The sequence below is a fragment of the Priestia sp. 179-F W1.4 NHS genome (assembly GCF_045369295.1).
Lineage (GTDB): Bacteria > Bacillota > Bacilli > Bacillales > Bacillaceae_H > Priestia > Priestia zanthoxyli.
Map to the genome: position 1 here is coordinate 194,006 of NZ_JBIQFF010000005.1, position 17,822 is coordinate 211,827.

Genomic DNA, 17,822 nt, shown 5'->3' on the forward strand with positions numbered 1-17,822 from the left:
TTTTAGCACATTTTTTATTTTATTTGTTTAGGCATAAAAAAAGCCGCTCCCTTAGAGGAAGCAGCTTTTTTTCCGTTATTAAATTGAAATTTTCACTTCTGCGTTCATACCTGGAAGAACTTTATCTGATGCATCATCAATTGAAATTTTCACCGGTACTTTTTGCGTTACTTTTGTGTAGTTTCCTGTATTTTGAGCAGGAAGCATAGAAGACACTGAGTTTGTTGCGCGACCGATTGCTTCAACATGGCCTTTAAAGACTTTACCTGAATCTCCGTCCACTGTAATGTCGACGCTGTCTCCTTCTTCTAAGTCACCTAGGTCTGTTTCTTTAATGTTTGCATTGATGTAGATTTTAGATAAATCAGCTGTTTGTGCTAACACATCGCCAGCTTTTACTAATTGATTTTGAGATGCGTTGTTTTTTATAATTGTTCCGTCAATCATAGACGTTACGTCTGTTGATTTTTCGCCTTCTTTTAAGCTTCCAACAGAATCACCTTGTGAAACGCTATCTCCTTCTTTTACATTCCATTCGCTTAACTGACCGTTAGCTGAAGCGATGACTTGTGAAAGCGGTGCTTCTACCTGCGCTTCATCTGTTTTAACGTAATTTGCTTTTTCGTAGAAATAATATCCACCAAAGCCTACTAGTAATAAAATCACAATGATTCCAACAATGTTAGTAACCAATAAACGACTTTTACTCATCGGAATTCCTTCTTTCTATAGTTAGTATATTATACAGAGGTTTCTTCTGTTTGAGGTGCCGGCAGCATTTTTCTTTCTTCTTGCGGCTCAGCTTCTTCTTGAACCTCTTCTTTTTGAACAAGAATTCTATTTTCACCGCTCCACGCTTTACTTAGTGAAGCAATGAGCATAATTACGCCTAAAATACCAAGCATAAAAAATAAGTTGTGATACGCATGTAAAATCGATGCTTTTTTAGCGCCTGCTACAACAGCCGTCACGGCCGATGTTTTTGCATCTGCTTGACTCATTCCCATACCCATATAGCGTTTAATCATTTCAGACAGCTGCATCTTCACCTGAGGATCTACTGAGCTAATTTGACCTCGAAAATCTTCATAATAAATGGCGTTTTGTCGAACAACAAACCACCCAATCACAGGTGCCACGATGGCTCCTAATAAATTTCGAATGGAGTGCAGTGAAATCGAACGCATCGAAGCTTGATGTAAATCTCCGGCTAGTGCCGCTCCTAGCGCACCGGATACAAGTGCCATACTAACACCCATACCAAAGAGCATAATGTGAACATACAAGCTCACTAGTGATGTATCAGCTGATACGTTCACCCAGCTAAATCCTACAATGACAATAAGAAGTGATCCAATTGCTCCAAGGTAACCTGGACCAAATTTGTCATATAAGAATGTCGTTGCAAATGCTGAAATCAGTACCCCAACAAAAAAGTATAAATAAAAATAAGAAAGCGTGGTGTACGATGCATTTTGCACATTTTGCATGACGCCATTAATACCTGCAATGGCTAGAATATACGCCATATGACCGCCAATTGCCATAATTGTACCTGCAACTGGTTTTACGGCTAGCAGCGATTTTAATGGTACTAACGGATTTTCAGCCGCTAAATCAACTAAGACAAAAATGACAACTAATCCTGCTGCAGCTAGTAAGAACGGCCACACTTGAATAGAAGCAAATCCTTCGTATCTTAGTTCATACAGTGGATACACCAATAAAATCATAATAAGACTAAGAATAAAGATACTTTTCTTATCCACTGGTCGATCTTCTTGCTGAGTTGGATCATGAGCAGGTAATACCTTATATCCGATAAACAGAGAGACAAGAGAAGCTATTATTCCTAAAACAAAAACCCAGCGCCAATTATCCATGCTAAGAGATACAGCACCTAAAAAGGCTCCAATTGCCGTTGAACCGAACAGTCCGCCGATCGCTAACACTAAAAAGAAGTTTCGGATTTTATTCGGAAACGAGATCAGCGCAGCTGGAATAATGGTTAAAAACAGCATTCCTGAGCTTAAGCCTTGAATCAGACGACCAAGGGATAAAAACGCAACGTTTTCGGAAAAAACGTTGATAATCGAACCTGCTAAAAAGACTAAAACGAACGTTAAGTATGCTTTACGCACGCCATATTTTTTCGCAAGCATCGGACCAATAGGTACTCCAAGTCCAAATGCCAAGTTAGAAATAATAGATGGCAATAGTAAGCTTTGTGTACTCGCATCAAATCGATTTTGAATTAATACTTGATTGACCGTGTAAGATAAATTCAAAAAATACTGAGGGCCAATTGAAAATAGCGTTAAAATCGCCATAATTAAGTATTTAGGTACGCTTAAACCTTGTTTGTCGGAGGCTACTGCTGGATTATTCTGACTCATATTTATTCCTCCTTTTATTAAATTCTTTTCATATGACTAACAATTCCTTACATATTTTATTGTACAAGTTGTATCATGCAAGTTATAGCAGCACTACATATTATACATCTTTTAAAGAAGAAATCAACTTCTTTGTTTCAACTTAAAAAGACTATTTTTCAATAGCCTTTTTGTTCATCTATATGTATTCGCTTTAACACCCATTACTGCGCCATCTTTTAAAATCGAGATTCAAGCGTGATAAACTTTTTTCCAGTGCCAAAACCTCTTCTTCCGACCAATTTTCTAACACTTCAGCATAGGCCTGTTTACGCTTGCTTTGTACATGCTGCAAAATTTCTTTTCCTGAATCCGTCATTTCAATTAAACTAATCCGTCCATTTTCTGGACTCGGAAAGCGACGAACAAACTGTTTAGTCTCAAGCGCAGATACTTGCCGGCTAGCTGTAGATAAGCTCAGCTTTAAATTTTCAGCTAATGCATTAATCCCGAGCGGACTGCGCTGATCTAGCTCGCTTAACAGTAAATACTCAGAACGGTCCAAGCTTCCAAGCTTAGGACTGTGCGTCGTTGTTAGACGAACAAGCAGCGCAATTTCGTGCTCAATGATTTGCAGCGAGTCTCGCTTCACCTCTGTCTCCCCCTTTATCTCCTAGAACATTCTGTACTTTTCAATATGTTTACTATACCGCAACCGTTCGCGTGAACCAACCTTTTTTCCGTTTTTCTTCTATTATATAGAAAGATATCATAGATGAGGTACATTTAATTCCAACATCACAGGACAGTGGTCGCTTCCCATTACATGCGGATGAATAGCAGCTTCTTGAATAACATCTTTGATTCTCTCCGAGACGATAAAATAATCAATGCGCCATCCGATATTTCGTTCTCTCACTTTGTTCATATACGACCACCACGTGTATGCTCCTTCTTGATTCGGATACAAATAGCGAAATGTATCAAGAAATCCGCTAGCAAGAAGCGTCGTCATTTTTCCTCGCTCTTCTATTGTAAAACCAGAATTCCCTCGGTTTGGCTTCGGATTACGCAAGTCAATTTCTGCGTGTGCTACGTTTAAGTCTCCGCACAAAATCACCGCTTTACGGCTATTCAATTTGTTTAAGTACACGAGCAAATCGTCTTCCCATTGAAGCCTTTCTTCAAGCCTTGCTAAATCTCTTTTAGAATTTGGGGTATACACATTTACTACATAGCATTGTTCAAATTCAAGCGTAATGATACGTCCTTCGTCTTCCGATTCTTTATCCACACCGTATGAAACCGATAAAGGCTTCTGCTTTGTAAAAACAGCCGTTCCAGAATAGCCTTTTTTCACGGCGTAATTCCAATACTGATAATACCCTTCTAGCTGCAAATCAATTTGGCCTTCCTGCAGCTTCGTCTCTTGAATACAAAATACATCTGCATCCACTTCTTGAAAATAATCTAAAAAACCTTTTCGCACACACGCGCGAATGCCATTTACGTTCCAGGAAATCAACTTCATAAACTGTCCACGTTCTCCTCACTTGATTTATGTATCAGTGTTTAGTGTAGACAATTTTTTGCACGAGTTCAAATAATTTAAAGGGTACCCTTCTTTTTAAGGTATTCCTGATATTTCTTCTTATTTTATTTTCTGTACCTCAAACACTAGATACAAGAGGTGAAACATAATGTCAACAAACTACACGTATGAAAATAACGAACAAGTTTCTACTGTTTCTAAAAAAGAAGAGCATCCTACTAAAGAATGCGAAACACAGAATCAAACGGCGCTTACTAAAGAAGATTTTTCTTTAAATGATTCTGCTATTAAGCACTTTAGCAGGTAATTCATAACAATAAAAACCCGTTAACTGGTAGCAAGACTTGTTGTACGAAGCTCTTGCTATCCATTTCTTAAAAACAAGGTGATCATATGCTAAAAACCAATCAAATGATAGAAGCCATTAAAGAATATTCCATCCCTTTTGCTGATGTCGATGACTTACTGCCGCTTATTAACAAATCAAGCCGCGCTCAATACGTACTTCTCGGTGAAGCATCTCACGGTACATCTGAATTTTACAAAATTCGAGCAGATATTACGAAAGAATTAATTCAGCATCATGATTTTTCCTTTATAGCAGTGGAAGGAGACTGGCCTTCGTGTTTTGAAGTTAATCGCTATATTAAAGGATATACAAATCAATACGCGAATGCCGAAGAAGTCTTAAAAACTTTTAACCGCTGGCCTTCATGGATGTGGGCTAATCAAGAAATCAAAGAATTAATTGAATGGCTTCGGAATTATAACAACAACTTACCAGCACATCAGCCGAAAGTAGGTTTTTACGGCTTAGATGTATACAGTCTGTGGGAATCAATGGAAGCTATTATTAAGTACTTAGAAACCACCCACTCTTCTGATGCACAAAAAGCAAAAAAAGCCTTTGAATGCTTTGAACCTTTTCATCGCGAAGCACAGATGTACGGAATTTCTTCTGCCCTTTATGGAAAAAACTGCATGGTAGAGATCTTAGAGCTTTTACAAACCATTCAGCAAAAAAAAGATACCTACACTCACGAGCCTGAAGCTGCGCTTAGTATGCAGGTAAATGCGCTGGTAGCAAGCAATGCTGAAGCTTATTATCATACGATGATTACCAATGACAATGAATCGTGGAATATTCGCGATCGTCATATGGTAGAAGCTTTAAAATATATTCAAGCTTACTACAAAGATAGCGCTAAAGGCATTGTATGGGAGCATAACACTCACATCGGAGATGCAAGAGCAACGGACATGAAAAGCAGCGGCATGGTGAATGTAGGTCAGCTTACCCGTGAAGAATACGGACCGAAGCATGTTTACGCCGTCGGATTCGGGACACATCACGGCACGGTCATTGCTTCTGATAGCTGGGGTAATCCTTATCAGGAATTAACCGTTCCTCCAGCTATAGAAGGAAGCTGGGAAGATACCATCCACCGAGCAGGTGCTTTTGATCAATACCTCATGTTCACAGAGGAAAACCGAACATTTTTTCATTCAACGATAGGCCACCGTGCCATTGGTGTTGTATACGACCCAGAGATTGAACAATACGGAAATTATGTTCCTTCTCGCTTGTCAAAACGATATGATGCTTTTATTTATGTAGAAAAAACACACGCCTTATCGCCACTCATCTTTTAATTAAATAAGCGGACTTCCAACGAAGTCCGCTTATTTTTATTGCAAAAAGCTACGAATCGTATCGGTCACAAGTGCATGATCTTCTTCTTGTGACATGCCTGATACGGTAATGCTTCCAATTACACCGACGTTTTTAACCGAAATCGGAAATGACCCTCCTACTGCTTCGAATTCCTGAGGATTCGCTGCGTAAAACTGCGCGTAAGAACGATCTTTTAACTCGCAGTACAGCTTCATATAGTACGAGCTGTGATGGTGACGAAGAACGGTGTTTGATTTTCGTTTTATCCATTCTTCATGATCGGGAATAGCCCCTTCCATCGCATGTTGAAAGAGAGTTTGACCATTTCGTTTAATACTTACGGTTACTGCCTTACCTTTGCTTTTCGCTTCATTAATAATGGCCGTGCCGATCTGTAACGCCTGGTCATTTGTAAATTGATGAAAGATTAGTTCTTTTTCCTGTTGAACTACTTTTTCAAGCAGCGTCTCTGTCGAATGATTACTCACTGTTTCTCGCTCCTTAGTTAAAATAAACCGCTCGTTTTTCTTTGCTGCTTTCAAATGCCGCTTCGATAACTTTAACCACGTCACGAGCTTCTTCTGCTGAAACCGGAAGCTCTTCTCCTCGAAGCAGGCTGTCGGCGATTTTTTGATAATACATTACGTAAGAACCGTGCAGCGTTTCAATTTCTGTTGTTTCTCCTTCCCCTGTTGTCAGCTTACCGTAGTGTTCAGGACGATCCGCTCCCCACGTATCATCCACAGGCTTCTTGCCAGCTCTTAGCATATCTTCTTGGCCGTCAATTCCGTATTTGATATAGCTTGCTTTTGTTCCGTGAACTTGAAAGCGAGGCCCGTTGCTTGGCACAATGGCGCTTGAATGTAAAATAACACGAAGAGAACCGTATCCAAGCACTAAGTGGAAGTAATCATCCGTGCGTGCATGATCTCGCTGCCCAAACACATCAGCTTGAACAAAGTCAGGCATTCCAAAAAGATGTAAAGCTTGGTCAATTAAATGAGATCCTAAATCGTAAAGCGCTCCTGACCCAGGTCCTTCATTTTCTCTCCAGCGGTCTCGAACAGCTGGACGATAGCGATCAAAATGAGCTTCATACATTTTTACGTCGCCTAATTTCCCTTCTTCAATCAGCTGTTTCACTGTCAAATAATCATTGTCCCATCTACGGTTATGATAGACGCTTAGTTGAACACCTTGTTCTTTTGCTAATTGAATTAATTCATTTGCTTCTTTTTCGGATACCACCATCGGCTTTTCAACAATTACGTGCTTACCTGCGCGTAGTGCGTCTTTCACCATTTCATAGTGCATGCCGCTAGGCGTTGTAATAATAACTAAATCAATGCTGTCATCTTCTAGAAGTTCAGATAGAGTGCTCACTACTTCAACATCCTCTAAGTCACTCTTTACTTTTTCAGGATTTGAACTCATTACCTTTGAAATATGAAATTCGTCTAACACGCTTAAAAGCGGCGTGTGAAAGACCGTTGCTGAAAATCCGTATCCTACTAATCCTACTTTTATTTTCTTCATTGTGTTTCCTCTCCTTTATCAAAATCTGTTACGATAAGCTGCACTTGATTTTGTTCTATTTTTTCTTTTACATCCGCTTCTGGCTCTTTATTTGTGATTAAGATATCAATATCGCTCATATCACATACTCGATGTAAAAATTCACGTTCAAACTTTGTATGATCCGCAAGCATAATAACTTGTCTTGCGCATTGAATCATCTGTCTTTTTAAAAACGCTTCTTCTTCACTTGGAGATGTAATACCAGCTGCACCAACGCCGCACGTACCTAAAAACAGCTGATCTACTTTGTATTCCTGCAACGTAGAAATCGTTCTTGGCCCGGTGACGTTACGGTTTTTCCCGTTAAACTTGCCCGGCAGCAAAAACGTATCACACGCTGTATATTGATCGAGCAAATCCACATTATCAATGGAATTTGTAATAACGGTTACATGCTTTACATCCATATACTCCGCCATCAGTGCGATGGTAGAAGACGTATCTAAAAGCACGTCATACCCCTCCGACATTAACGAAGCTGCTTCTTTAGCAATTTGTTCTTTCGCTTTGGTAGGCGTCCGTTCACTGTAATCAATGATATGACTTGACGATAGCGTCGCTCCGCCTTTAACTCTCATAACCTCGCCGTTTTCTTCAAGCTTGACTAAATCACGCCTCGCCGTATCTTTTGAAACGGTAAACATATCGCAAATTTCGTCTAATGTAATCGTGCGGTGTGTGTGAAGGTATTCAATAATCGCACTCATGCGCTGCTCTTGATACACCCGAATACCCTCCTTTTTACTTTGATATGAGCTAATTGTAGCGCAAAGAAAAGTTAAAAGCCAGCAAAAAACTTAAAATAATTAAGTTTTTTGCATTTTTAACTTAAATTATAAACGTATACGAACGCCTTTTGGAAATAACTATCTTATTTTGGATAATACTTCTTTTATATCTGATACCCTTTCACGCTTTTCACTAATCGCTTGTAGATCAGACTTCTAGCAAACGTATATGCAAAAAAAGCGGGAATCGTAAAGATTCCCGCTTTTTCGTTACATCTTATGTTCAAGCGCCTTGAAGTTTTTTTGAAATTGCTCCAAGCGAACAAGTCCTTCTTCACGAAGGCGTTTATTTTCTTCTTCAATTGCTTTTGTTTCCTGCATTCCTTTCATAATAATATTCCACGTTTGTTCCATCGTTTCTACTTTTACGCTAGGGGCACCGGACATTTTGGCGATTTTAACGCTTTGCTGTGAAATATTTTCTGCATTTCGAATGAGCAGTTCATTTGTACGTTTGTCTAATTCGTTCATCGACTCCGCTACTAAATTTTGACGCTTCGCTGCAATGGCATTAATAAGTCCATTTTTAAAAATAGGAATCGTTGTAATAAACGCCGAATTGATTTTGCCGATCAGCTTTGTATTTCCTCGCTGCAGCATACGGATTTGAGGAGCAGATTGATAAGATACTTGTTTTGCCATTTCTAAGTCATATAATCGCTGCTCCATCAGCTCAACTGCGTTTTTTAAGGTTTGAAGCTCCATTGCAGCCAGCTGATTTCCACTCGACGCTCTTTCTTCAAGCACCTTTAGCTCTTGTTTTAACTCTTCTACTTTCACTTCGCCCGCTACAATGTATTTTTCAAGCTCCATATAATACTGATAGTTTTGCTCGTAAAGCTGTTCAAGCGTTGTGGTCGAATGCTTCATTTCCGTTTCATATTTTGTAATCTCTACATATACTTTATCAATTTCAGAGCCCATTGTTTCATATTTTTGAAACAGCTTGTCCACTATTTTTTGACCGCGTTTAAAAAGCTTAGAGAAAAACCCTTTATCTTCAACAAAATCCTTTGCATCAAATTTATCCATAATTTTTCCAAGCTGCTTTAATAATTGACTGGACTCTTCCATGCTAGACGATTTAATTGTACTAAGCACTTTTCCGGAAAATGAGGAAATTTCATTAGCTGTTTCTTTCCCGTATTCAAGCAGAGCCAGCTGATTTTTATAATCAATTTGTTCTGCCAAGCGACGTACTTCCGGCTCTTCTCGCAGTTTTGCTTTTACTTCGTTAGGCTTTGTTTCTAAAACTTCTTCGGCTTCGTTTACATTTAAAGGCTGTAATTCATTTGTTGCCATTTAAAAACCCTTCTTTCTTTAAAAGATTCGTTTTAACCATTTTTGAATGAGCGATGGTTCTTTGAATTCTTCATTAAAGCTAATATCTTCTAGCCAGTGCATATCGAAATACTTTTCTTCGACGAACGCTTCTATATCCAGTTGACCGGTTGGATTAAAGAGAACAATATCAACGCCGAATTCATTTAATAGAAGCAGTAAAGCTGCATCTTCACGCGTAAACGCTTCTCGTTCATTTCCATGATAAATAATGAGACGGGGTACATGCTGCGTATAATCAAACTTTTGAAGCATCCGAAGCACGTTGTTTGGAAGCTTCAAAGACTGATTAAACAAATACATTTGATGCTGATACGCATCTTCATGATCCAAGCGAAGGAGCTTTGAATGTGCACAATACCTAGAAATAGCTGCAGCGAGCCCTTTCTGAAGCCCGATAGGCAGCTCTTTATAGCGCCACCAGTTGCTTTCAATCATTCTATCAGGACTGAGCGTGCCATCACTTCCGAGAGCTCCTTGATAGTGAAAGTGATTATTTCCTTCTATTTTTTTAGCAAAAGGAACAGAATCAATCGTCAGAGCTAACTCATCTTCCGTTTGCATGAGCTCATGAACTTTACTCCAGTACTCTTTTCGGTTTTTAGAGATACCAAGTACTTTTGAAAACAAGACCGGCACGTGTACATATGGCTTGGACACTTGAAAATTAGGACGAATAAACGCCCGTTCTCTCATTAATAAAAAGATTTCATCATACGTCGTTTTAAGAGTAACTGAAGTTGGAAAATACGAACGAAATTGCCAAGGTTTATACAGCATGGACTCTTCTGAATGAAGCACTTGCTCAATTTCTTGAGAAGCTCGAAATGCTACCGTACCTTTTCGAACCGGTTTATCCGTTGGAAAAGGTACAAGAGAGCTAGTAGAAGGAAACGTATAAACCGTTGTTAAGTGCTGATTCTTATCTACTTCTTTTAAATGATCCTTTCCTTCTGGATGAAAGGTAAGGACGTCAAAACCTAGTAAAATTAAATAATGGAGAAAATACTGCTCGCTTTTATTTGCATCCCCATACCACATGATGCGAGGCGCGTGCTCAGGAAATGCTTTATCGACCATCCAAGGTTTTACATGATTCCACTGCCACTTTATTAAATCGATTAATACGCGTTGAAAATGCCCGTCCATAAAGCCCTCTGCGTGCTGTTCTTTAAAACACGTTAACGTTTCAATAAATTTTTCACGTACTCTTCTATGTATAGCGGGATTTTCTGACTTCACGATCAGCTTTTTCCCTTCTAAAAAAGCAAATAGCCGATTGACAGAAAGGCCGCGTTCTTCTTGATTAATTTTAAGGATCGTTTGGACTTCTTTTAATCTATCATTAGAAATGGACTTATCAAGCTTATCGTGCAGGACAAGGATCAATGGTGATGAATGCGCAAGTTCATAAAGAAGATCTGCGTACTCGTCCGCATCAAGATGAGTGCCTACATATCTGCCTGCCACTTGTTTATAGGTAGTTTGCTGCTCATTTTGTATAAAGTCACCTCGCAGAGAAACATCTTTAGAAAAAAGAGAAGTTCCATCCTCCTCGTTAAGATTAATCATATGAGGATCAATTAATTTACTCACACCTTACAGCTCCTTTCTTTTCAGACATATACATGCTAAAAAGAAAGGGTACTCGTTAAAGCACCCTTTCTTTTTCATTTATCGCATGCCTTTTTTATACGGATAGTCCGTAGTTGCGGCAAAGATCGGCCAATCCGCCAGAAAAACCGCTGCCAATGGCATTAAATTTCCAGTCGTTTCCGTGCTTGTATAGCTCACACACCACAACAGCTGTTTCGATTGAAAAATCTTCGCCTAAATCATAACGAAGCACTTCTTCATTTGTTTGGGCGTCAATGAGACGAACAAACGCGTTGGATACTTGTCCAAAGTTTTGTCCGCGAGCATCTGCGTCGTGAATCGTGACGCTAATTCCGATTTTTTCAACGTGGTCAGGAAGAAGAGAAAAATCAACGGCGATTTGCTCATCGTCTCCATCTCCTGCACCTGTACGATTGTCACCGGTATGCTCCACAGCGCCATTTGGACTTTTTAAATTGTTGTAAAAAACAAACTCCTCGTCATTTACAACTTGGCTTGATTTATTGGCTAAAAATGCACATGCATCTAAATCGAAGTCCTGAGACCCAGCATATTTATTTGTATCCCACCCAAGACCTACTATTACTTTTGTTAAGCCTGGGTTCGTTTTGGTTAGGTCAATGCGCTGACCTTTTGATAAAGAAATTGACATAAAAACATCCTCCGTACATTTTCTTACTTTAATGATTAGGCGTTTAAACCAAAGTCGTTTACAAGTGCCGCCAAGCCGCCTTGATAGCCGCTGCCAATGGCATTGAACTTCCATTCTCCACCGTGTCGATACAGCTCGCCTACCACGACCGCTGTTTCAATCGAGAAGTCTTCACCTAAATCATAACGAATTAACTCTTCGTCATTTGTTGCATTTAAAATACGAACGTAGGCGTTGCTTACTTGGCCAAAGTTTTGACCGCGTGCTTCCCCTTCATGGATCGTAATGGTGAACGCAATACGTTCAATAGATTGAGGCACATTTTTCAAATCTACTTGAACCTGCTCATCGTCTCCTTCACCTACGCCTGTACGGTTATCTCCGGTATGTTCAACCGCTCCGTTTGCACCCGTCGTATTGTTGTAAAAAATAAAATCAGATTCTGAAGCGCATTTTCCCGCTCCGTTTAATAAAAAGACAGATGAATCTAAATCAAAATCGTTTCCACCGTCATACTTATTTACATCCCACCCAAGACCTACTACTACGTTTGTTAATCCTGGATTCGTTTTTGTTAAATCTACTTTTTGTCCTTTTGAAAGATTAATAGCCATTTCGTTTCCCTCTTTTCTAGTTGTTTATTTTGTATATTTGTTTGCAATTTCAGCCAATCCAGTATCTCTCGTTGCATCTCCAGTTGCTGAAAACTTCCACTCTTTTCCGTCTCGATAAATTTCACCTGCAAATAAAGCTGTTGCTCCTGAATGATCTTCAGATAGATTAAAGTGTACAAGCTCTTCGTTTTTAGCACTGTCCACAACACGGATAAAAGCATTTTTAATCATACCGAAATCTTGGTTTCGCTCAACACACTGATAGATGTTGACTACAAACACAAGTTTATGTACGTTTCCAGGAACATTTTTTAAATTAACAAAAATTTGTTCATCGTCCCCTTCACCTGCTCCGGTAAGATTATCGCCTGAATGCTTGACGCTTCCACAGTTACTATGACGATTTCCAAAATACACAACGGCTGAGTTACTTACAAGTTTATCGTTCGAATTGAGCATAAGAACAGATGCATCGCAGTCAATCTCTGGGCCGCTTCCTCCAAAACCAAAAAAGCTGCGTTTTTTTACAGGATCCCATCCTAATCCAACTGTAATAGAAGATAACCTTTCTCTTCCCTTTGTTAAATCAATTTTCTGCCCTTTTTGTAGATTAATAGCCACGTTTATTTACTCCTTTACTATAGCGAACACATTCTTTTACAGGTTCTATATAACTTTACATAATAGCGTAGATAAATGAAAAAATAGTGAAATCTTTGATACTATTTTTAATGTTTACGTAAGTCTTCTTATGGAGAGAATACCACAATTTGGTGATTGTTTCAAAAATTAAGCTATGTTTTATAACGTAAATTCATTGACTGAGAGTTTAAAATTTAAGTTAAACTATTAAAAAAAAGCTGTCTCTAAACCGGAAATCCGAGTTATGAGACAGCCTTTTTTGGCTTATTGAGCTATTTTCAAAGTAGGTTCTTGCTGTTCAGCTGTTTTAGCAGCTGCCACGTTTTGAATACGACCTTCAGCTTTGTATTCAAACGGGCTCTGAAGTGTTTTAATATAGTTTACCGTTGCTTGTAAATCTTCTGGTCCCACTTCCATATCTGAAGAAAGTGCGCCAATCCCGTATTTTTCATTTCCATACATATAGTTATTGACTACTACCGTATATTCTTTTTCTTTGTCGATTTTACTTCCATCTGGAAGCGTGATATCGACGACTTTATTAGTACTACTGTCCCACGTATAGTTAAAGCCTGCAATATGGAAATCTAGTCCGGATGAGGTAATTTGATTGTTTAACACCGTTTCTAAATCTGCTCCGCTTAGCTTTACTTTATTTAAGACGTTGCCAAACGGCTGAATCGCAAACAAATCACCGTATGTCACGTCACCTGCATCAAGCTGTGAACGAACGCCTCCGCCATTCATTAACGCAAAGTCAGCATTCATTTCTGCTTTCATACCGTCAGCAATTAAGTTTCCAAGCGCAATATCCCCTGTTGCTCCGCTAGAAGGATAGCCTTTTGCCAAATCTGTAGATGAATTCCCAACCACTTGTGCTTTAATAGGCGCTGCTAAATCTTCGTACTTTTTCATAATGCTTGAAACTTCAGGATCTGGCGTATAGTCTTTTTGGTATACGGTCACAATTTTTGCATCTTTTTTCACGATGTCACCCGTGTTATCGATTTCAACGTCTACGTCAGAAAACGCTGAGCCGTATGAATAAGCTTGAACGATTAGTTTGTTATCTACTACTTTGTTGTTGTATACGTGATTGTGAGCTGAAAAGATCACGTCAACTTCATCGTCAACTTTTTTAGCGATATCTGCTGCATCAAACTCGGTAGACGTTCCGTTTTGATTAGATGGATTATGAGCAAGTACCACAATGGCTTTAATACCTTGCTTTTTCAACTCTGCCGTGTATTTATCAATTGCTTCTGCTTCGTCCGTAATTTTTAAGTTTTCATTTCCTTTACGAACAATCATGCTTGGCGTTTCTTGTGTTACAACGCCGATGAAGCCGATTTTCTTGCCGCCTACTTCTTTTATCGCATAAGGTTCTGTAATTAATTTATTCGTTGACGTATCATAAGCATTTGCCGCTACTACCGGGAAATTCATGCCGTCGTATCCTTTTGTTCCTTTTGGATGGTCTCCGCCTTCAATCATACGATGAAGCTCAGCAATGCCTTCATCAAACTCATGGTTTCCAAGCGTGCCTACATCAAATCCAAGCGATTCCATCACTTCAACCGTTGGCTCGTCTTGAAACAGCGCTGAAACTAGCGGACTTCCGCCAATCATGTCTCCTGCATGAACTAAAAGCGTATTCGGATTTTCAGCTTCTTGTTTACGAATAGCTGCTGCTGTATATTTCATATTTCCAGCTAACAGCGATTGGCCATTTGAATTGATTTTTGTATCTGTATCGAGCTGACCGTGAAGGTCGTTCATGCCTAACAGCTGAATCTTTGTATTATCTTTTGATTCGCCGTTTAAATTAATTTTGTAAATGCCAAATCCTTTGTCGTCCGTTTTATTTGTATACGTAATGTTACTTCCTTCAGTTAAATAGCTTTCTCCGCGCGGTGAGCTTGTGAACGTCACGTTAGCCGTTCCGTTAATTGGTGCAATGGACCAGTTATCGTCAGCTGTAGGCGTAATTTCTTTTTGCTCGGTGATGTAGTCCATTAGAATTTGACGGTTTTCATCCGCTGAATCCACCACAAGCTCGCTTCCTTTTAGACCAGGGAAGTTCCCGCCTCCGCCAGCTCGGTAGTTATTTGTCACAACGATAAACTCTTGATTCGGGTCAACTGGTTTACCGTTATACGTTAAGTTAACAACTCGGCTTGAATCTGCGTGAATCACGTTTCCATTCACATCGTATTTTGGTGGTTTTGTGACGTCAATTTGATATTGAACGCCGTCAATGACGTCGAAGTTATAAACAGGGAAGCTTGGGTTTAATAATTCCTGCTCTTCTGTTTTATTCGGTGTAATTTGATTAAACTTACCGGCAGACATATCAATCCAGTCTTTTACAACAGAACCTTTTACTTTGACCGCTTTCAACGTGTTGTCATATAGATACAGGTCGCCAGCGCTTCGGATCGTTAAGTCACCTTTTTTAATTTCCGTATATTCATCAACGCCGTTTCTTCCTGCTTTAAAAGGCGCTCCCACTGATAAAATCGGAAGGTCTTTATATTCCGGCTTGTTTTGAGAAACGTACTTTTCTACGTAATCTTTTTGTGCATTTGTTACCACTTGAATAGATGGATCATCTTTTACAAGAGAAAAATAGCTGTGAATATCATCCGTCGTTTTACCAATTGGTGTGTTCACATATTTAACCGTTGCATCGTGATCTTTTTGAACCGCTTTAACAACACCTTTATCCGGTTCTACCGTACTTTGCGTAACCGTTTTCCCTGACGCATCTTTTACGTCTTTATACGTTTCACGCGTGGACGATTGAGAGTTTACTACTTTCCATTTTCCTTTTTCTTCTTTTAACGTTAAGTCAATTAAGCCAAGTGATCCTCCGCCGTAACCTGCTTGGACAGCCGGAACGCCGTTGATTGTTCCTTTTGCATTATCAACGCCAGGAAGAGGCTTTTTATCTGCTCCGAGGAACAAACCGTCTAGCGCAGCTTCCGTTTTAGCAGGGAAGACTTTATGCGTGTGCGAAAACGTAATAGCATCAATGCCTTTTACTTCACTTAATGAGTAAATCACATCTTCCGTGTTTTGCTTATTGCTGCTAAACCCAGAGTGAGCCATCGCGACAACTACGTCCGCACCTTTTTTCTTCATTTCTGGAATGTACTTGTTGGCTGTTTCCACAATGCCTTTAGTAATGACTTTTCCGTCAAGGTTTGCTTTGTCCCAATCGTTAATTTGAGGCGGCACAAAGCCAATGAAACCAACTTTAATCGTTCGTTTTTTACCGTTTTCATCAACGACTTTTTTATTCATAATTTTATAAGGCGTAAATTTATTTTTGTCATTTTTCGGGTTGCTGTCATGATCGTCAACATAGACATTGGCATTTATGTAAGGAAAGTTCGCGTCGTTATACGCTTCCGTTAAGAAGTCTAATCCATAGTTGAACTCATGATTTCCAAGCGTTGCAATATCATAATCTAGCTGATTCATCGCTTTAAATACAGGATGAACTTCACCTTTTTTCAGCGGGTTAATCTTGGCTTTATACGTGCCTAGAGGCGTTCCTTGAATGAGGTCTCCGTTATCTACTAATAAGCTGTTTTTTACTTCTTTTCGAGCATTTTTGATTAAGGTAGCGGTTTTAGCTAAACCTACTTTTTCATAAGGGGCGTCTTTGAAATAATCATAGTTTAATAGATTCGTATGAACGTCGGTTGTTTCCATCAGGCGTATGTTCACAAGCGCATCTTTTTTATTGTGGCCTTGATGCTTGCTTTGCTGTGAGCTTTGTCCAGGGTGACGTTCTTCTGCTCCTGCCTGTGTAGTTAGAAGCGGCATTGATAATAAAGAAAGTGCCAGTGATGTAGTTAGTATTTTCTTCGTTTTGCTGCGTTTGTTCTTTTTCATCTACCATTCACCTTTCAAGTAAGTTATCATCGCTATAAATCTAGCAACTGTTCAAAAATAGTATAGCAGAAAAGATTTATAAAGGATGTAAATTTTTTGATTTTTTAGTAAACCATTTGTATGCGTTTTATTAACTTTTTGTAAACCGAAAAATTTTTTTTAGTTTCTCTCTTTAAAACAAAGGACTATAGTTTTCATTAATTGGATGAACCCTCCTTTTTAAATGAGTCTTATTACCTAACACATCAACGTTCCCACGTTCTCTTTTCATTCAAAAAAAATTTATTTCAAGCGGTGTGTATATATGTACTATACATAGGATATGAAAAGCAGACATTAAGTTTGTCACAGCTTCTAACAAAATTTCGTAGATATAAAAAAGAAAGAGAAGGTTTTTGTCTTCTAATAAATAGATATATTTATATAATTTTACATTTATAATATGGAAACGAGGTTGAATTATAAGGCATACCTACTATATCAATCCAATCTAAAGCATCTATACACATGAAACCTACGTTCACCCTACAAATAAAAAAATCCGAACGAAGTTGATTCTCCATCAAGAATCGTGATTCATCGTTCGGATTTTCTTCAATTAGCACACTTTTGTCCCAGGTTTGTTTTTTTACTGACCTAATTCTTTAATTTGTTTCATAATACTTGATACATCTTGAATTGATTGAAACAATTCACTGTTTTTTAGCGCTTCTGGATTGAAGCTGCCATCCTTTATATTGGCTTCATACGCTTCAATTCCACTAATGATTTTTTCGTTTTGCTGAACAAGCTGATCGTGCACATCAGAAGCGATGTCAGGAGCTTTGGTTTGATTAAATTCTTCGGCTTTCCCTTTCATTTCCTGCAGCTTTTGCTCGAGCTTTTTTATTGCCTCATCGTCATTAACAGCTTTTTCCGCTAGAGGCGGTATTTCTTCAGCAAACTTTTGTGCTTCACTCACGTAATCTTTCGCATCGTTTGCGTAGTTCAGCGTACTGCTTGTATCTTCAAGAAAAGAACAGCCGCCGACCATAAAAAGAACAGCAGTTGATATGACTAGCATCCACTTTTTCACTTAGCACTCA

At 39.0% G+C, this 17,822-nt stretch carries 16 protein-coding genes; 2 read left to right on the forward strand and 14 right to left on the reverse strand.

The window, feature by feature from the left end; translation table 11 throughout:
• Window positions 1-78 precede the first annotated feature (78 nt).
• The 4 genes from ACH0CI_RS21520 to ACH0CI_RS21535 all read right to left on the reverse strand — a co-directional run bounded on the left by ACH0CI_RS21520 (window position 79) and on the right by ACH0CI_RS21535 (window position 3,906).
• On the reverse strand, window positions 79-711 hold the full coding sequence (locus ACH0CI_RS21520; RefSeq protein WP_025751627.1) for an HlyD family secretion protein: 633 nt from the start codon (window positions 709-711) through the stop codon (window positions 79-81).
• A gap of 29 nt (window positions 712-740) precedes the next feature.
• Entirely contained in the window at window positions 741-2,396 is a 1,656-nt protein-coding gene (locus ACH0CI_RS21525; RefSeq protein ID WP_209366655.1) for an MFS transporter, read from the reverse strand.
• A gap of 193 nt (window positions 2,397-2,589) precedes the next feature.
• Window positions 2,590-3,027, reverse strand: a complete 438-nt coding sequence (locus ACH0CI_RS21530; RefSeq protein WP_335706536.1) for a MarR family winged helix-turn-helix transcriptional regulator — start codon at window positions 3,025-3,027, stop codon at window positions 2,590-2,592.
• A 117-nt stretch (window positions 3,028-3,144) separates the two neighbouring features.
• On the reverse strand, window positions 3,145-3,906 hold the full coding sequence (locus ACH0CI_RS21535; RefSeq protein WP_047750804.1) for an exodeoxyribonuclease III: 762 nt from the start codon (window positions 3,904-3,906) through the stop codon (window positions 3,145-3,147).
• Window positions 3,907-4,075: 169 nt separating this feature from the next.
• Here ACH0CI_RS21535 and ACH0CI_RS21540 point away from each other — a divergent pair, with 169 nt between their 5' ends.
• Together ACH0CI_RS21540 and ACH0CI_RS21545 are read left to right on the forward strand one after the other, a co-directional pair.
• Window positions 4,076-4,234: a hypothetical protein gene (locus tag ACH0CI_RS21540; protein ID WP_165635279.1), complete on the forward strand. Its 159-nt coding sequence runs from the start codon at window positions 4,076-4,078 to the stop codon at window positions 4,232-4,234.
• 86 nt (window positions 4,235-4,320) lie between these two features.
• The gene (locus ACH0CI_RS21545; RefSeq protein WP_335706538.1) at window positions 4,321-5,580 is read left to right on the forward strand and encodes an erythromycin esterase family protein; all 1,260 of its coding nucleotides are present in this window, start codon (window positions 4,321-4,323) and stop codon (window positions 5,578-5,580) included.
• 36 nt (window positions 5,581-5,616) lie between these two features.
• Here the strand turns inward: ACH0CI_RS21545 and ACH0CI_RS21550 are convergent, their stop codons facing one another.
• From ACH0CI_RS21550 to ACH0CI_RS21595, 10 genes are all read right to left on the reverse strand, one after another.
• A complete protein-coding gene (locus tag ACH0CI_RS21550; protein ID WP_406902239.1) occupies window positions 5,617-6,090 on the reverse strand; it encodes a heme-degrading domain-containing protein in 474 nt (157 codons plus the stop codon).
• A gap of 13 nt (window positions 6,091-6,103) precedes the next feature.
• Window positions 6,104-7,138, reverse strand: coding sequence for an oxidoreductase (locus tag ACH0CI_RS21555; protein WP_154991223.1), 1,035 nt, complete (start codon window positions 7,136-7,138; stop codon window positions 6,104-6,106).
• Window positions 7,135-7,905, reverse strand: a complete 771-nt coding sequence (locus ACH0CI_RS21560; RefSeq protein ID WP_406902240.1) for a DeoR/GlpR family DNA-binding transcription regulator — start codon at window positions 7,903-7,905, stop codon at window positions 7,135-7,137. The genes ACH0CI_RS21555 and ACH0CI_RS21560 overlap by 4 nt, the downstream gene beginning before the upstream one ends.
• Before the next feature lie 273 nt (window positions 7,906-8,178).
• Window positions 8,179-9,270 carry a toxic anion resistance protein gene (locus ACH0CI_RS21565; protein ID WP_406902241.1) on the reverse strand — a complete coding sequence of 364 codons (1,092 nt, stop codon included), beginning with the start codon at window positions 9,268-9,270 and terminating at the stop codon, window positions 8,179-8,181.
• An 18-nt stretch (window positions 9,271-9,288) separates the two neighbouring features.
• Window positions 9,289-10,905 (reverse strand): YceG family protein, encoded by a 1,617-nt coding sequence (locus tag ACH0CI_RS21570; protein WP_406902242.1) that lies wholly within the window; start codon window positions 10,903-10,905, stop codon window positions 9,289-9,291.
• A gap of 94 nt (window positions 10,906-10,999) precedes the next feature.
• Window positions 11,000-11,578, reverse strand: a complete 579-nt coding sequence (locus tag ACH0CI_RS21575; protein WP_028408240.1) for a TerD family protein — start codon at window positions 11,576-11,578, stop codon at window positions 11,000-11,002.
• A gap of 35 nt (window positions 11,579-11,613) precedes the next feature.
• Window positions 11,614-12,192: a TerD family protein gene (locus ACH0CI_RS21580; RefSeq protein WP_025751616.1), complete on the reverse strand. Its 579-nt coding sequence runs from the start codon at window positions 12,190-12,192 to the stop codon at window positions 11,614-11,616.
• Window positions 12,193-12,216: 24 nt separating this feature from the next.
• Window positions 12,217-12,813, reverse strand: a complete 597-nt coding sequence (locus tag ACH0CI_RS21585; protein ID WP_406902243.1) for a TerD family protein — start codon at window positions 12,811-12,813, stop codon at window positions 12,217-12,219.
• A 285-nt stretch (window positions 12,814-13,098) separates the two neighbouring features.
• Entirely contained in the window at window positions 13,099-16,737 is a 3,639-nt protein-coding gene (locus tag ACH0CI_RS21590) for a multifunctional 2',3'-cyclic-nucleotide 2'-phosphodiesterase/3'-nucleotidase/5'-nucleotidase (RefSeq protein ID WP_406902244.1), read from the reverse strand.
• A 628-nt stretch (window positions 16,738-17,365) separates the two neighbouring features.
• Window positions 17,366-17,812, reverse strand: coding sequence for a DUF6376 family protein (locus ACH0CI_RS21595; RefSeq protein ID WP_028408237.1), 447 nt, complete (start codon window positions 17,810-17,812; stop codon window positions 17,366-17,368).
• Between the last annotated feature and the right edge of the window lie 10 nt (window positions 17,813-17,822).

Bases quoted from the DNA above. Each gene is read 5' to 3' on its own strand.
- ACH0CI_RS21565 (WP_406902241.1), bottom strand. From the start codon at position 9,270: ATGGCAACAAATGAATTACAGCCTTTAAATGTAAACGAAGCCGAAGAA.
- ACH0CI_RS21525 (WP_209366655.1), bottom strand. From the start codon at position 2,396: ATGAGTCAGAATAATCCAGCAGTAGCCTCCGACAAACAAGGTTTAAGC.
- ACH0CI_RS21590 (WP_406902244.1), bottom strand. From the start codon at position 16,737: ATGAAAAAGAACAAACGCAGCAAAACGAAGAAAATACTAACTACATCA.
- ACH0CI_RS21520 (WP_025751627.1), bottom strand. From the start codon at position 711: ATGAGTAAAAGTCGTTTATTGGTTACTAACATTGTTGGAATCATTGTG.
- ACH0CI_RS21580 (WP_025751616.1), bottom strand. From the start codon at position 12,192: ATGGCTATTAATCTTTCAAAAGGACAAAAAGTAGATTTAACAAAAACG.
- ACH0CI_RS21575 (WP_028408240.1), bottom strand. From the start codon at position 11,578: ATGTCAATTTCTTTATCAAAAGGTCAGCGCATTGACCTAACCAAAACG.
- ACH0CI_RS21555 (WP_154991223.1), bottom strand. From the start codon at position 7,138: ATGAAGAAAATAAAAGTAGGATTAGTAGGATACGGATTTTCAGCAACG.
- ACH0CI_RS21535 (WP_047750804.1), bottom strand. From the start codon at position 3,906: ATGAAGTTGATTTCCTGGAACGTAAATGGCATTCGCGCGTGTGTGCGA.
- ACH0CI_RS21545 (WP_335706538.1), top strand. From the start codon at position 4,321: ATGCTAAAAACCAATCAAATGATAGAAGCCATTAAAGAATATTCCATC.
- ACH0CI_RS21540 (WP_165635279.1), top strand. From the start codon at position 4,076: ATGTCAACAAACTACACGTATGAAAATAACGAACAAGTTTCTACTGTT.